13 protein-coding genes and 1 pseudogene are annotated in these 14,102 nt (G+C 71.3%); 9 read left to right on the plus strand and 5 right to left on the minus strand.

The window, feature by feature from the left end; genetic code table 11:
- Nucleotides 1-17: 17 nt before the first annotated feature.
- Both AB0C36_RS17570 and AB0C36_RS17575 read right to left on the minus strand, forming a co-directional pair.
- Nucleotides 18-827: a cyclase family protein gene (locus tag AB0C36_RS17570; RefSeq protein ID WP_358354969.1), complete on the minus strand. Its 810-nt coding sequence runs from the start codon at nucleotides 825-827 to the stop codon at nucleotides 18-20.
- 84 nt (nucleotides 828-911) lie between these two features.
- Nucleotides 912-2,430, minus strand: a pseudogene (locus AB0C36_RS17575) (class I adenylate-forming enzyme family protein).
- 148 nt (nucleotides 2,431-2,578) lie between these two features.
- Here AB0C36_RS17575 and AB0C36_RS17580 point away from each other — a divergent pair.
- Both AB0C36_RS17580 and AB0C36_RS17585 read left to right on the plus strand, forming a co-directional pair.
- Nucleotides 2,579-3,397: a DUF1838 family protein gene (locus AB0C36_RS17580; RefSeq protein ID WP_358354970.1), complete on the plus strand. Its 819-nt coding sequence runs from the start codon at nucleotides 2,579-2,581 to the stop codon at nucleotides 3,395-3,397.
- A gap of 52 nt (nucleotides 3,398-3,449) precedes the next feature.
- Nucleotides 3,450-4,889: a DUF2079 domain-containing protein gene (locus AB0C36_RS17585; RefSeq protein ID WP_358354971.1), complete on the plus strand. Its 1,440-nt coding sequence runs from the start codon at nucleotides 3,450-3,452 to the stop codon at nucleotides 4,887-4,889.
- A 69-nt stretch (nucleotides 4,890-4,958) separates the two neighbouring features.
- Here AB0C36_RS17585 and AB0C36_RS17590 read toward each other — a convergent pair whose 3' ends face one another.
- Nucleotides 4,959-5,795 (minus strand): phosphotransferase family protein, encoded by an 837-nt coding sequence (locus tag AB0C36_RS17590; protein WP_358354973.1) that lies wholly within the window; start codon nucleotides 5,793-5,795, stop codon nucleotides 4,959-4,961.
- A gap of 367 nt (nucleotides 5,796-6,162) precedes the next feature.
- Between AB0C36_RS17590 and AB0C36_RS17595 the strand changes: the two genes are divergently transcribed.
- Nucleotides 6,163-6,816, plus strand: coding sequence for a DUF4291 domain-containing protein (locus AB0C36_RS17595; protein WP_358354975.1), 654 nt, complete (start codon nucleotides 6,163-6,165; stop codon nucleotides 6,814-6,816).
- On the opposite strand, the gene AB0C36_RS17600 is transcribed toward AB0C36_RS17595, so the two are convergent.
- A complete protein-coding gene (locus AB0C36_RS17600) occupies nucleotides 6,802-7,689 on the minus strand; it encodes a hypothetical protein (protein WP_358354977.1) in 888 nt (295 codons plus the stop codon). The two genes, AB0C36_RS17595 and AB0C36_RS17600, sit on opposite strands and share 15 nt — an antisense overlap.
- A 144-nt stretch (nucleotides 7,690-7,833) precedes the next feature.
- Here AB0C36_RS17600 and AB0C36_RS17605 point away from each other — a divergent pair, with 144 nt between their 5' ends.
- The 6 genes from AB0C36_RS17605 to AB0C36_RS17630 all read left to right on the plus strand — a co-directional run bounded on the left by AB0C36_RS17605 (nucleotide 7,834) and on the right by AB0C36_RS17630 (nucleotide 13,751).
- Nucleotides 7,834-9,015 carry an acyl-CoA dehydrogenase family protein gene (locus AB0C36_RS17605; protein WP_358354979.1) on the plus strand — a complete coding sequence of 394 codons (1,182 nt, stop codon included), beginning with the start codon at nucleotides 7,834-7,836 and terminating at the stop codon, nucleotides 9,013-9,015.
- Nucleotides 9,012-10,010 carry a bifunctional MaoC family dehydratase N-terminal/OB-fold nucleic acid binding domain-containing protein gene (locus tag AB0C36_RS17610; RefSeq protein WP_358354980.1) on the plus strand — a complete coding sequence of 333 codons (999 nt, stop codon included), beginning with the start codon at nucleotides 9,012-9,014 and terminating at the stop codon, nucleotides 10,008-10,010. Before AB0C36_RS17605 ends, AB0C36_RS17610 begins: the two co-directional genes overlap by 4 nt.
- Nucleotides 10,011-10,012: 2 nt before the next feature.
- On the plus strand, nucleotides 10,013-11,140 hold the full coding sequence (locus tag AB0C36_RS17615) for an acyl-CoA dehydrogenase family protein (protein ID WP_358354981.1): 1,128 nt from the start codon (nucleotides 10,013-10,015) through the stop codon (nucleotides 11,138-11,140).
- A complete protein-coding gene (locus AB0C36_RS17620; protein WP_358354982.1) occupies nucleotides 11,137-11,562 on the plus strand; it encodes a MaoC family dehydratase in 426 nt (141 codons plus the stop codon). Before AB0C36_RS17615 ends, AB0C36_RS17620 begins: the two co-directional genes overlap by 4 nt.
- Nucleotides 11,559-12,740: a lipid-transfer protein gene (locus AB0C36_RS17625; RefSeq protein WP_358354983.1), complete on the plus strand. Its 1,182-nt coding sequence runs from the start codon at nucleotides 11,559-11,561 to the stop codon at nucleotides 12,738-12,740. The genes AB0C36_RS17620 and AB0C36_RS17625 overlap by 4 nt, the downstream gene beginning before the upstream one ends.
- A gap of 210 nt (nucleotides 12,741-12,950) precedes the next feature.
- On the plus strand, nucleotides 12,951-13,751 hold the full coding sequence (locus AB0C36_RS17630) for a glycoside hydrolase domain-containing protein (protein ID WP_358354984.1): 801 nt from the start codon (nucleotides 12,951-12,953) through the stop codon (nucleotides 13,749-13,751).
- Here the strand turns inward: AB0C36_RS17630 and AB0C36_RS17635 are convergent.
- The coding region (locus AB0C36_RS17635) for a hypothetical protein (protein WP_358354986.1) at nucleotides 13,705-14,102 on the minus strand (398 nt) is incomplete at its 5' end. The two genes, AB0C36_RS17630 and AB0C36_RS17635, sit on opposite strands and share 47 nt — an antisense overlap.

The raw sequence follows: 14,102 nt of genomic DNA on the forward strand, positions 1-14,102 counted from the left end.
CGCGGGTCGGGCGCCGGCTACTGGGGCACGATGGCCAGCGGGCGTACCGGGGCTCCTGTTGCGCCGACGATGGGGAGTGGGGCGAGGATCAGGAGGCACTCGCCCAGGCCGGTGTCGAGGAGTTCGTGCAGGCGCATCGTCTCGACGATGTTGATGCCGGACTCGACCAGCAGGATGCGGTGCACGGGCAGGGTGCTGTGGCCCAGTCCCGGGCCGATGCGTTCGAAGGCCAGGGTCTCGCCGCCGACCACGCGTACGCGGCGGGACGCGAGCCAGCGGGCCGCGTCCGCGCCCGGGCCGGGTACGCCCTCGCGCATGCCGGTGAAGACGTCGTACTGGTCCCACAGCCGCGACCAGCCGGTGCCGATGAGGACGGCCTGCCCGGGGCGTACATCTGAGCCCGCCAGGCCTTCGGCGCGCGACAGGTCGTCGGCGGTGATCTCGTAGCCCGGCGGCAGGATCTGGACGCCGTACAGGCGCGGGATGTCGAGGACGACCGCGCGGCCGACGTAGGGCGGGAAGGTGTCGATGCCCAGCGCCGACAGCCCTTGGTGGTTCTGGACGTCGGCGGCGGCCAGTCCGCCGTGGACGAGGCCGTCCTGCGAGACGTGGCCCAGCGCGTCCACGTGCGTGCCGACGTGGCCGCCGGTGACGATGACCTCGTTCGCCGCCGAGCCTCCGTCCGTGCGGACGTAGTCGCCGTGCCTGCGCTCCAGCGCCATGCGGAAGGGCGGGTGGTTCGCCGACTGCGGCATGCCCTTCCGCATCGGCTGTGCGAGGTCCAGGACGCGTGACGCGGCCAAGCGGTACCCGTCGATGTACGCCATGCGCTCTCCCTCGACATGCCGTCCCCGACCTATTTCCCCCGAGAGCGAGACCGACCGTACCGGCAACAGGGCCCGCACGGGGGCTCAGCACGTGTGCAATGCGCGCTTGAGGACCTTGCCGGCCGCGTTGCGCGGTAGAGCGTCGATCAGGCGGATCTCGCGCGGCAGCTTGTGCCTTGCGATGCGCGGCCGCAGGAACGCGTCGAGTTCCGCCGCGTCCAGCGTGGTGCCCGGGCGCAGGACGATGTACGACGACCCGCTCACCCCACGTCTCGTCGGGCGCGCCGGTCACCGCCGCCTCCAGGACCGAGGCGTGGCAGGCGACCGCCTCCTCGATCTCCCGGGGGTAGATGTTGACGCCGCCCGAGATGATCACGTCCTTCTTGCGGTCGACGATGGACAGGAAGCCCTCCTCGTCGGCCACCGCCACGTCGCCGCAGGTCAGGAACCCGTCCTCGGTCGTGCACGCGGCGGTGGCCGCGGCGTCGCCCAGGTAGCCCTTCATCAGGAACGGCGAGCGGCTGAACAGCTCGCCCGGCTCACCCGGTCCGACCGGGCGGCCCGCGTCGTCGACGAGCCGAACCTCGGTCATGTACCAGGGGTGGCCGACGGACCCCCACTTGTCGGCCGCGTGCCGCGGGCGGAGGTTGGTGACGATGCCGGCCTCGGTGGAGCCGTACAGCTCGTGCACGCCGCAGCGCGGGAAGGCCGCCATCACCCACCGCTTGAGCGCGACGGGCAGCGCAGCCGCGTTGAAGTAGAGCGTGTCCAGCGTGCCGAGGTCGTGTCGGGCGAGCGCGTCCTCGCCGAGCGCACGGATGGTCTGCGCGTGGGTGGGCACCAGGAACACCGATTGCGCGCCGACCTGTTCGACGGTTGCGAGCAGCTGCTCGGGGTCCCAGCGCGGCAGCATGGCCACCGTGCCGCCGGTCAGGACGGGGGCGTAGCCGAACAAGAACCCCGCGCCGTGGTACATCGGTGCCACCGCGACGCTGGTACGCCCCGAGCCGAGCCCCCATTCGAGCGCGGCCAGGTACGCCTGGAGCACCCGGCTCCGGTGGGTGATCAGAACTCCCTTGGAGTTCCCGGTCGTTCCCGAGGTGTACTGGATCCCGAACACGTCCAGGTCGCCGACCGGCACGTGCGGGTCGACCGCGCGGGCGGTGCGCAGCGCGCTCTCGTAGTCCGGTCCCGTCGACGTGCCGCGCATCGACAGGACGAACTCGACCGGCACCCCGGCCACGACGTCGGCCAGCGCGTCGTCCAGGATCAGCGCCCGCGCCCCGGAGTGGCGGACGATCCAGTCGCTCTCCGGCGCGGTCTGCCGGGGGTTGAGCGGCACCATCGGCAGACCCGCCCGCGCGAGGCCGGTCGCCACCTCGGGGAACTCCAGGCAGTTCGGCAGCAGTACGGCGACGGGGTCGCCGGGTGCGAGGCCGCAGTCGAGCAGCGCGCATGCGAGGCGGTTCGCGCGGTCGTCCAGGGCGCGGTACGTCAGGGTCCGGTCTCCGTCGAGCACCGCGGGGCGGTCCGGTCCGGAACGGGCGAACTCGCGTACGCCGTTCGCCATGTTGAGCGCGGCCCCACCGCCGTACAGCGTCATTGCGGTCGCCTCCCGAGGCGTTCGCCATGCCCTGTTCGTGCTCCCGAGATGAATGGAAACACCGTTCCGCAAAGCCGCGCAATGGCGCACAGCGGCGCACAACGGCCGACTACGCTTCGCGGGTACGCCGATCGCACGGAGGTGCCCTGTGCCGCACGACCGCGAAGAACCCGAAGCGACCCGGCCCGACCTCGCCGAACCGGCCGAGAACCTGCGCGCGTTCGTGCGCGCCAGAGCGAGCCTCGGGCCCGAGGACACCGTCGTGTGGTGGACGGGCAATGTGCACGCCCAGGCTCCCGGCGAGAACTTCCGGCACCTGTTCCGCTTCGAGGGCTTCAACGTCGGGCGGACCGTGGCGGTCGAGGGCGGCCACCGCTTCCTGGCCCGCGAGGCGGCGTTCTACCAGGACCCGCGCACCGGCGAGATCCTGGAGGGCTGGGCCAACCCGGTCACCGGCGACGACTGCGAAGTGCTGCACATCTGGAACGACCCGGTGAACATGGACTTCCTCCTCGACGGACCGCGCGGGCCGTGGCGGGCCCTGGTGACCGAGCTCGGCGACGACGTCATGTGGGGCCAGGACATCCTGCTGGCGTACCCGTCGCCGCTGCCCGTCGCGCAGTACCCGGAGAACTCCGCGGACGACGTCTACCGCGCGGCCGAGCTGTTCCAGTTCTTCGCGCGCAGGACCGACCTGGACCGCCCCGACCTGCCCTCGGTCCCGTGCCACTTCTCCTGGACGCGGTTGTCGCCGTGGCTGCCGTGGATGCGCATGGGCGACCGGCCCGGCGGGCTCGTCTTCCACTGCCACGGCACCAAACTGGGCGGCTACGACCACCTGCCCGAGCACCTGCGCAAGTACGTCGCGGCGCAGAACCCGGCCTTCGCCCGGTCCCCTGAGGAGTGGTCCGCGCCCAACGAGACGAGCTGGACCTATTTCCGCAGGCGAAACGCGTCCGGCGGGTAACAGTCATCCGGGCCAAGTGGACAAGTGCCGCCCTCGTAAGAGACAAACGTGTGTGCAGCAGTTGCGGATCGGAACCCTGACCATCCCGAGGCAGCGCGAGACCGACGCGTCCCGCCCGCCTCGGGACATCATCGTCCAGCCGGTGCCGTACCTCTTGGCGACCATGTTCTTCGGCGCTTACACGCTGATATCGCTGCTCCGCTTCCGCAAGGTCGAGAACCCGTCGTGGGACCTTGCGATCTTCGAGCAGGCGGTCAAGGGGTACGCGCATTTCGGCGCCCCGATCGTGGACGTGCGGCAGCCGGGCATGAACCAGCTCGGCGACCACTTCAGCCCGATCCTCGCGACGCTCGCACCGCTGTACCGGGTCTTCCCGTCGCCGGTGACGCTGCTGCTCGCCCAGGCCCTGCTGTTCGCGGTCTCGGTCGTCCCCGTGACGCGTATCGCCATCCGGGTCCTCGGCGAGGCGCGCGGTGTCGCGGTCGGTGTGGCGTACGGCCTGTCCTGGGGGATCCAGCGGGCCGTCGAGTTCGACTTCCACGAGATCGCCTTCGCGGTCCCGCTCATCGCCTTCACGCTGGAGAAGCTGCTGCTGCGGCGCTGGCTCGCCGCGATCCTGTGGTGCCTGCCGCTGCTGCTGGTCAAGGAGGACCTCGCGCTGACGGTCGGGGCGGTCGGCATCTACCTGCTGACCCAGCGGCAGTGGCGCCTGGGCGCGGTGATGATGGTCGCGGGTGCCGCGGCGATGGCGCTGACCGTGTACATCCTCATTCCGGCGTTGAATCCGGACGGCGTCTACGACCAGGGCAAGAGCGCGGGCGGCGGTTCGCTCTTCGGGATCTTCGGGGGCTTCCCCAAGGACCTGGTGTGGCCGTTCGTCAAGGTCAAGACACTGCTGTGGGTGTTCGGCGCGGCCGGCTTCCTCGCGCTGCGCTCGCCGGTCGCGGTCATCGCGGCCCCGACGCTCGCGTGGCGGCTGCTCTCCGACACCCCGAACCACTGGGGCCAGGACTGGCACTACAACGCGGTGCTGATGCCGATCGTCTTCGTCGCGCTGGTGGACGGCATCAAACGGGCGGGGGACTCGCCGCGGCCGTGGCTGCGGACGTACGCGCGCAACCTGCCCGCCGCCGTCGTGGGCGCGTCGCTCGCACTGTGCGCCTTCCTGCCGGCGTCGCGGCTCATCGAGCCCGAGGAGTACAAGACACCGCCTCGGCTGCCCGCCGCCAACGCGGCCGTCGCCAAGGTCGCCGAGGGGTCCACGGTCGAGACCGACCTCGGGCTCATCTCGCAGCTTCCGTCGCGCGCCCAGGTGTTCTGGATCGGCGCGACCGGCGGCGTGGTGCCGGACTACATCGCGGTCGGCGAACCGGAGGTGTGGGACCAGGAGTCCCGCGACCGGTTGGTGCAGGAGGCCGCCGACCGGCACGGCGGCGCGGTCTACGAGATCGTCTTCGCGAACAAGTTCGTGATCCTCAAGCACATGCCCTGAGCGGGCGCGTGATCTGGTCTCACGTGGGCGGCGTCGGCGTTGTCCGGCGCCGCCCGGCGTTGTTCGGCGTTATCGGGCGCGGTTGACACCGCCGAGCGCGATCAAGCGGGCCGAGCAGCGCCGGGCGTCGTCCGGCTCGGCGAGTGCCCACCACGCGCGGACGTGCGCGGTGACGAGCGCGTCGATCTCGGCCGCGGACACCTCGGACCAGCACGGCACCTGGCGCGCCCACGCCTCCGCGTCCGCCGCGGTGTGGCCGTGTTCCATGAGCCGCAGCACGGCGTGGGCGACATCCAGCCACGCGGGCCCGCGCGCGGCGGTGGCCCAGTCGACGACGTACGCCCGCTTGCCGCAGGACAGCAGGTTGTGCGGATTCAGGTCGGTGTGCAGCAGGCTCTCGCCGTCGAGCAGCCGCAGCGCGGTCGCGTCGAGGTAGTCGGCCAAGCGGTCGGAGACCCGTTCGAGCGGTACGTCTGCGTCCGGCGGCGGGAGCGTGGTCAGGCGCCGCAACGCGTCGGCCACGCACGGCAGATCGGCCGAGCCGGGGGACAGGTCGGCGTGCCGCGCCTCGACGTACTCGAACACCAGGACGTCCCAGCCGCACGTGCTTATGTGCCGCAGCAGACGTGGCGACAACTCGGTGACGTACGGCGCCACGGTGGCCTCGACGTACTGCTGCGCGACCGCCGGATGCCCGTGGCGCACCCCCTTGACGAAGAAGCTCCCCGACGAGGTGCCGAGCGCGGAGGCGAAGTCGCAGCTGTACCCGGCCCATACGGTGGCCGAGTCGCCCACGGCCCCGACGGTCTCCTCGACGCACGCGCGAACCTCGGGGTGCAGATCCGGCCACGGGATGCGCGGCGCGGTCTGGAATCCCGGCGGGGGCGGAGGGACCCGGAGCGTCATCGCCGGCCGCCTGGGCGGCCACTGCTCCGTCTGCGCCAGCGCGAGCCGCCGGCACCTCCCCTGCCCGACGTTGTGTCGCGGTCGTCGCCGCCGGGTGGCGGGGGCGCGGGCCGCAGCGGTTGCATGGTGGCCCCGCACAGGCGGCAACGCTTCTTGCCGCTCCAGTCGACCCAGTCGTGCGGCGGACATGAATCGGGCACGGTTCCCACCCCCGCGCTGCGTGATCGTGCTCCGGACCGGTCGTGCCCCGGAGCATCGAGCATGGCCGGTGCGAGGGGCGCACAACAAGGGCGCGCGGCCTGAATCATGCGTTCGTGCGGTAATTCCGTGGTCGGGGTGGCGGCGTCCCCGGCACACTGCCCGGGACATGAAGAGCTATGAGGAGACCACGGCGGACCGCGGGACCACCGCGGACGACGCGCCGACGAACCGCCAGATCCGCGCCCTGCACACCGCCGAGACGGTGACGGTGTATCAGGCGTACAAGCCGCAGATCGCGTCCTTCGCGGCGCGCGAGGGCCGGTTTCCGGACACCTGGAGCCGGGAGCGGATGACCTGGGTCAAGCCCAGCTTTCTGTGGATGATGTACCGCTGCGGCTGGGCCGCGAAGAAGCTCCAGGAGCACGTGCTCGCACTGGAGATCACCCGCGAGGGCTTCGAGGCCGCGCTCGCCGGGGCGTGCCTGAGCCACTTCGACCGGAAGGTCTACCCGGACCGCGACACATGGGGCCGACGGCTGCACGCCACCACCGTGCGCGTGCAGTGGGACCCCGAGCGCGACCTCCACCTGCGGCCGCTGGCCCACCGGTCGCTCCAACTCGGCCTGGCCGGCTGGGCGACGCGGGCCTACGCCGACGAGTGGCTGGTCTCGGTCCGCGACGTCACCCCGCTGGCGCACGAGATGCACGACCTGGTCAGGTCCGGCGATCTCGCGGCGGCGTCGGCGCTGCTGCCCGACGAGCGGCCGTACGCGCTGACCCCCGACCTCACCGCCACGATCGGCGCGTCACCGGTCGCGTGACGACTCGTCGCCGGGGCGCTGCGGCGCCGCGGACGGAGTCGCCGGCCCGGACGCGCTCCACTCGCTCTCGGTGTGCGGCGCCTGCGGTCCCTGCGGTGTGTGCGGCGCCGGCGGCCTGGGCGGGGCGGCCGGGACGACCGGCTGCCGGAGCATCGCCATGAGCGGGAACAGGCTCAGGCACAGCGCGATGAGGGTGAAGACGAGGCACAGATAGGCCCCGACGCCGAGCTCGAACGAGCCGCCGGGGATCGAGCCGAGGATGCTGTCCCCGATCTCGCTGAGCGTGGTCATCATCACGATGATCACCATCAGCGCCGTGAAGGCGGGCACCGCGGCGAGGACCAGGAGCCTCGGCCGGTGGACCAGCAGCGAGTAGCCGGCGATAACCACGACGGCGGCCAGCAGGATCACCAGCATGATCGGCGCGGCGGGCAGCAGGTCGCGGTTGAAGCCGTTGACCCCTTGTTCCTGCCGGAACAGCTTGCTGATCGACCAGTCCGGGAACATCATCCCGACCGCGACCATGCCGCTGAGCATCACCGCGAGCGCGGGCCAGTCCTCGGCCAGGTTGAAGGCACGGCCGGGCTTCGCGTACGCCGCGGCGGGCGGCCCGGCAGGTCCGGGCGGCGGTGGTGGGGCCGCTCCGGGGCCTCCGGGGCCGGCGGCGGTCGAGCCCGTGCCGCCGGGCGGGGGCGGCGGCGGGACGGGTGCCTGCCCCGGGGCCGGCCCGGACGACGAGGGCGCCACCGGCGGCTGACCGGGGGTCTGGCCGGGCGTCTGGCCGGGCGGCGGAGTGGGCGGTGGGGCGTGCGGGGGCTCCGGAGTCGCGGACGCCCCGGGGTCCGGCGGCTCGTACGGCCGATCGGTATCCATACAAACCACGCTAAGCCGCCATACGCTCACCCGCAGTCCGAGACGGCGGCCGTCTCGGCGTCCCAAGATGCTTGATATTGACAAGCTCTTTCGTATGGGAGAAATTCGACTCTGCCAAGTACCTGCGTAATAGGAGCCGATGACGTGCATCTCGCCCCAACACCCGCGCAGGAAGCCCTGCGCGCCGAGCTGCGGGAGTACTTCGCCCGCGTGATCACCCCGGACGTCCGGGCAGCCCTCGAAGCAGAGGGGGAGGCGGGCGGCGAGACGACGCAGCGGGTCCGGCGGCAGCTGGGCTCGGACGGCTGGCTGGGCATCGGCTGGCCGGTCGAGTACGGCGGCCAGGGCAAGGGCCCGGAGATGCAGTTCATCTTCTTCGACGAGGCGTACCGCGCCGGGGCGCCCGTCTCGATGGTGACGCTCAACACCGTCGGCCCCACGCTGATCAAGTACGGCAGCGAGGAGCAGAAGAAGTACTTCCTGCCGAAGATCGTGTCCGGCGAGATCATCTTCGCCATCGGCTACAGCGAGCCGTCCGCCGGCACCGACCTCGCGTCGTTGCAGACCAAGGCGGTCCGCGAGGGCGACGAGTGGGTGATCAACGGCCAGAAGATCTTCACCAGCACCGCGCAGGGCGCGGACTGGATCTGGCTCGCCTGCCGCACCGACACCGAGGCGCCCAAGCACAAGGGCATCACGATGATCCTGGTGCCGACCAACGACCCCGGCTTCTCCTGGACCCCGATCGTGACGGTCGGCGGCATGGCGACGACGGCGACGTACTACGACAACATCCGCGTGCCGTACGCGAACCTCGTGTACGAGGAGAACCGCGGCTGGAACCTCATCACCAACCAGCTCAACCACGAGCGGGTGGCCCTGGCCGCGCTCGGCATGCAGGCCGAGGACTTCTTCGACGAGGTCCTGGAGTGGGCGCGGGAGACCGAGGTCGAGGACGGCGTACGGGTCATCGACCAGCCGTGGGTGCAGCTGAAGCTGGCGGAGACGTACGCGCGCCTGTCCGCGGTGCGCATGTTCAGCTGGCGCCTCGTGCACGACGTCGGCAACAACACCCTCAACGCCGGTGACGCCTCCGGGGTCAAGTTCTTCGGTACCGAGGGCGCCATCGAGGTGTACCGGAACCTCATGGAGATCGTCGGTCCGGACGCCCTGCTGCGCCCCAAGGCGCCGGGCGCGTTCAGCGGCGGCCACCTGGAGGCGATGAACCGCCGGGCGCAGATCAACACGTTCGGCGGCGGCGTCAGTGAGGTCCAGCGCGAGATCGTCGCCATGGTGCGGCTCGGGATGACGAAGGTGAAGCGGTGACGGTCAACACAGCGGCCAACACGGCCGAGGCGGCAGACGGCGAGGCCAAGGCGGCGCTCCTCGCGCGCCTCAAGGAGTTCGAAGGCGTCCACTCGGAGTCGGGCGTTGTCGCGCTCGACCCGGTGAACGGGCCGATGATCCGGCACTGGGCCGAGACCATGGGCGACACCAACCCCGTGTACACGGACGCGGACTTCGCCAAGGACACCCACTTCGGCGGCATCGTCGCCCCCGCGACCATGCTCCAGGTGTGGACGATGCGCGGCCTCCAGCCCGCGGTCGCCAACCCGGACAGCCCCGTGCAGAAGCTGTACGACCTCGTGGTCGAGGCCGGCTTCGGCTCCGTCGTGGCCACCAACTGCGAGCAGGAGTACGTCCGCCCGCTGCGGCTGGGCGAGGTCGTCGAGTTCGACCAGCTCATCGAGACGGTGTCGGAGGAGAAGACCACCGGCCTCGGCACCGGCCACTTCATCACCACGCTGATGAACCTCTTCGTGCGCGACGGCGACGAACGGGAGCTGGTCGGCACCCACCGCTTCCGCATCCTGCGCTACACGCCGCACAAGAAGAAGGCCAAGGAGGCGAAGCGCCCGCCGCGCCCGCGCCGCGTCGTCAACCGCGACAACCAGGCCTTCTGGGACGGCATCGACGAGGGCAAGCTCCTCATCCAGCGCTGCGCCAACTGCCAGACGCTGCGCCTGCCGTTCGGTCCGGGCTGCAACAAGTGCGCGTCCCTGGAATGGGACACGATCGAGGCGGCCGGCGGCGGCACGATCTACTCGCACGTCACGATGCACTACCCGAAGTTCGCGGCGTTCGACATGCCCTACGCGGTCGCGCTCGTCGAACTCGACGAGGGCGTGCGCACTCTGTCCAACATCGAGGGCATCCCGCACGACGAGGTGCGCATCGGCATGCGCGTGCAGCTGGAGTTCGTGCAGCACGACGCCGACCTCAAGGTGCCGGCCTTCCGCCCGGTCGAGCAGGAGGCCTGACCATGGACTTCAACCTCTCCGAGGACCAGCAGGCCCTGGCCGGGCTCGCCGGCGACATCTTCGCCGCCCGGTCCACGCACGACCGCATGAAGCAGCTCAAGGCCGCGGGCCTGGAGTTCGACGCCGACCTGTGGCGCGACGTGGCCGAGGCCGGGCTCATGGGCGCGGTCATCGACGAGAAGCACGACGGCGGCGGCCTGGGCATCGTCGGCCTGGCGCTGCTGCTGGAGCAGCAGGGCCGCTTCACGGCGCAGGTGCCGCTGCTGGACACGCTGGCGTACGGCGTCCTGCCGCTGCTCCGATTCGGCTCCGCCGAGCGCATCGAGGCCGAGCTGCCCGGGCTGCTCGACGGCTCCCGCATCGTCGCGGGCGCCATCGCCGAGGCCGGTGCCGGGCTGCCCGGCAAGCCGAAGGTGACGGCGCGTCAGGAGGGCGATGCGTACGTCCTCGACGGCGTCAAGCGCTCGGTGCCGTGGGCGCAGGTCGCGCACAGCGTGCTGGTGACGGCGAACGCGGGCGGGCGTACCGCGGTGTTCGTCGTCGACACGGCCGCGGACGGGGTCGCCGTCGAGGCGGCGCCGACGACCGCGCCGTGGGCGTCCGGACACGTCACGCTCACCGGTGCGCGCGGCGTGCCGGTCGGCGACGTCGCCGAGGGCGAGGACGTCGCGGCGTGGATCGTCGACCGGGCGCGGGTCGCGCTCGCGGCGCTCCAGGTCGGCGTGTGCGCCCAGGCGCTCACCCGGACCGTCGAGTACGTCACGACGCGCGAGCAGTTCGGCAAGCCGCTGTCCACCAAGCAGGGCGTCATGATGCGCGCCGCGGAGTCCTACATGGACACCGAGGCCATCCGCGTCACCACCCTGGAGGCGGCCTGGCTCATGGACCAGGGCGAGGCCGCGACCGAACAGGCGCTCGTCGCCCGCTGGTGGGCCTCGGAGGGCGGCAAGCGCGCCGTCCACGCGTGCCAGCACCTGCACGGCGGCATGGGCTCCGACATCGACCACCCGATCCACCGCCACTTCCTGTGGGGCCGTCAGATCGACGTGACCCTCGGCAGCGGCATCCAGCAGCTCGCGGCCCTCGGCGCGCTCTTCGCGCGGGGCAGTGCGAAGGGAGCAGGGGCATGACCGACACGAAGAGCCTCACGTACGCCGACGTCAACGTCGGCGACGAGCTCCCCGAGCTGGTGGTCCCGCTCACCCGCACGCTGATCACGGCGACCGCGATCGCCACGCGCGACTACCAGGACGTGCACCACGACCCGGGCCTCGCGCAGGACAAGGGCTCGCCGGACATCTTCATGAACATCCTGACCAGCAACGGCCTCGTGGGCCGGCTGGTCACCGACTGGGGCGGTCCGGAGACCGAGCTGCGCAAGGTCGCCATCCGCCTCGGCGCTCCGAACTACCCGGGCGACACGATGACGCTGACCGGCAAGGTCACCGCGAAGGCCGACGGCCTCGTCGAGGTGGCGGTCGTCGGGGCGAACAAGCTCGGCAACCACGTGACGGGGACCGTCACCGTCGCGCTTCCGGGAGGCGAGAAGTGAGTCTCAAGCATGCGGACTCCCTCAAGGGCAAGACCGCGATCGCGGGCATCGGCGCGACCGAGTTCTCCAAGGACTCCGGCCGCAGCGAACTGCGCCTGGCCGCCGAGGCGGTAGGCGCCGCGCTCGACGACGCCGGCATCGCGCCGTCCGAGGTCGACGGCCTGGTGACCTTCACCATGGACACCAACCCGGAGATCTCGGTCGCGCAGGCGTGCGGGATCGGGGACCTGACGTTCTTCAGCCGCGTGCACTTCGGCGGCGGCGCGGCGTGCGGCACGGTCACGCACGCGGCGATGGCGGTGGCCACCGGGCTCGCCGACGTCGTGGTCTGCTACCGGGCGTTCAACGAGCGCTCGGGACGCCGGTTCGGCTCGGGTGTGCTGGAGCGCGAGCCGAGCGCGGAGGGTGTCGCGATCGGGTGGAACATGCCGTACGGCCTGCTCACCCCCGCGTCGTGGGTGGCCATGTTCGCGCAGCGCTACCTGCACGTGTACGGCGCGAGCACCGAGGCGTTCGGCCACGTCGCGATCGCCGACCGGCAGCACGCCGCGAACAACCCGGCGGCGTACTTCCACGGCAAGCCGATCACCATGGAGGACCACCAGAACGCGCGGCGCATCGTCGAGCCGCTCGGCCTGCTGGACTGCTGCCAGGAGACCGACGGCGGCCAGGCGCTGGTGATCGTGAGCGCCGAGCGCGCGAAGGACCTGAAGCAGAAGCCGGCGATCATCAACGCGGCGGCGCAGGGCGCGGGCCGCAACCAGGAGATGATGACCAGCTTCTACCGCGACGAGATGACCGGTCTCGCGGAGATGCAGGTGGTCGCGAAGCAGCTGTGGCAGACGTCGGGGCTCACGCCGGACGACATCCAGACGGCGGTGCTGTACGACCACTTCACGCCGTTCGTGCTCATGCAGCTGGAGGAGTTCGGCTTCTGCGGGCGCGGCGAGGCGCCGGGCTTCGTGGCCGACAACAACCTGCTGAAGGGCGGCAAGCTGCCGACCAACACGCACGGCGGCCAGCTCGGCGAGGCGTACCTGCACGGCATGAACGGCATCGCCGAGGGGGTCCGGCAGATCCGCGGGACCTCGGTGAACCAGGTCGACGACGTGCACAACGTGCTCGTGACGGCGGGGACGGGCGTGCCGACCTCGGGTCTGATCCTGGGCCAGGCCTGATCTTCGGGCCGGAGTTCCGGCCTGATCCCGGGGCCGGAGTTCCGGCCTGATCTTCGCTCGGTGTCGCGCGGGCCCCGGGGCCGCAACGGGCTCCGGGGCTACGCCGAACGCGTGGTCCTGCCGCGCGTCACGGGGCATTTGTTCTGATTGTCGCCCTTCTCGTACGCAGCGTTGAACGACCGAGACCTGTGTACGAGAAGGGAGGCGGCCGTGCGCCGCATTCACCGGGCGGGGACGTCCGTCCTGCTCACGGCGGTCCTGATGGCGCTCGCGGTCCCCGTCGCCGACGCCCGGGGCGCGGCGCCGCGCGGCATGCGCACCGTCACCGGCGCCGCGTTCGACACCTGCGAGGCGCCCAAGGTCTCGACGATGAAGGCGTGGCGGGCGTCGCCGTACAAGGCGGTCGGCATCTATGTCGGCGGCGTGAACCGCGGCTGTGCCAACAAGGGGCTGACGCGCGACTGGGTGCGCCAGGTGCGGGCGCAGGGCTGGGAGTTCCTGCCGCTGTACGTCGGCTCGCAGGCCTCGTGCACGACCTCCGGGAAGGTGCAGCGCATCGACCCCGCGCGCAGTTGGGACATGGGCGGCGCGGAGGCGGACGACGCCGTCGACCGGGCGGCCGCGGTCGGCTTCAGGAAGGGCAGCGCCGTCTACCTCGACATGGAGCACTACGACAACCGCAACGCCGACTGCCGGCGTGACGTGCTCAACTTCGTGTCGGCGTGGAGCGACCGGGTGCGGGCCCGCGGCTTTGTCCCGGGGTACTACAGCAGCCTGAGTTCGGGCATCGCCGATCTCGTGGAGTTCGCCGGGACCCGGTCGATGCCGGACGCGGTCTGGTACGCGCGCTGGGACGACAAGGCGGTGACCAGTGGGGACGGCGCCATTCCCGACCACCTGTGGCCCGGGCGCCGGGTCAAGCAGCACGCGGGGAACGTCAAGGAGACGTACGGCGGCCAGACCCTCAATATCGACCGGAACGCGCTGGCAGGGCCGGTCGGGGTGCTCTGAGTTCGCGCACCGTCGTGCCCCGCGAGGCACCCCGGGACATCTCGCGGCTCATCTCACCGACCAGCAGGGCAAGTTCGGTGGCCAGGTCGACGGCGTGCCCTTCGCGCGGGTGCTCGCGCATCCACCAGCACATGATCTGCACGATCGGGCCCGCGGCGTCGGGGTTGCCGAGGATGGCGGCGCGGGCCGCGACGGGGTGCGGCGGCTGGTCGGCCCCGACGCGGAACCACCTGCCGTCGCGGAAGCCGAGCGCGGGGTGGCCGAGGGCGTCCGGGAGGATCACGTCGAACGGCCTGGGGGTGAAGGGCGCGTACATGGCCTGATTGTCATCAGGGATTAGGCCGAATGGTG

The organism is Streptodolium elevatio, from assembly GCF_040649515.1.
Classification (GTDB): domain Bacteria; phylum Actinomycetota; class Actinomycetes; order Streptomycetales; family Streptomycetaceae; genus Yinghuangia; species Yinghuangia elevatio.

Coding starts and splice junctions, on each gene's coding strand:
- AB0C36_RS17570 (WP_358354969.1), bottom strand. CDS start 827: ATGGCGTACATCGACGGGTACCGCTTGGCCGCGTCACGCGTCCTGGAC.
- AB0C36_RS17590 (WP_358354973.1), bottom strand. CDS start 5,795: ATGACGCTCCGGGTCCCTCCGCCCCCGCCGGGATTCCAGACCGCGCCG.
- AB0C36_RS17595 (WP_358354975.1), top strand. CDS start 6,163: ATGAAGAGCTATGAGGAGACCACGGCGGACCGCGGGACCACCGCGGAC.
- AB0C36_RS17600 (WP_358354977.1), bottom strand. CDS start 7,689: ATGGATACCGATCGGCCGTACGAGCCGCCGGACCCCGGGGCGTCCGCG.
- AB0C36_RS17615 (WP_358354981.1), top strand. CDS start 10,013: ATGGACTTCAACCTCTCCGAGGACCAGCAGGCCCTGGCCGGGCTCGCC.
- AB0C36_RS17620 (WP_358354982.1), top strand. CDS start 11,137: ATGACCGACACGAAGAGCCTCACGTACGCCGACGTCAACGTCGGCGAC.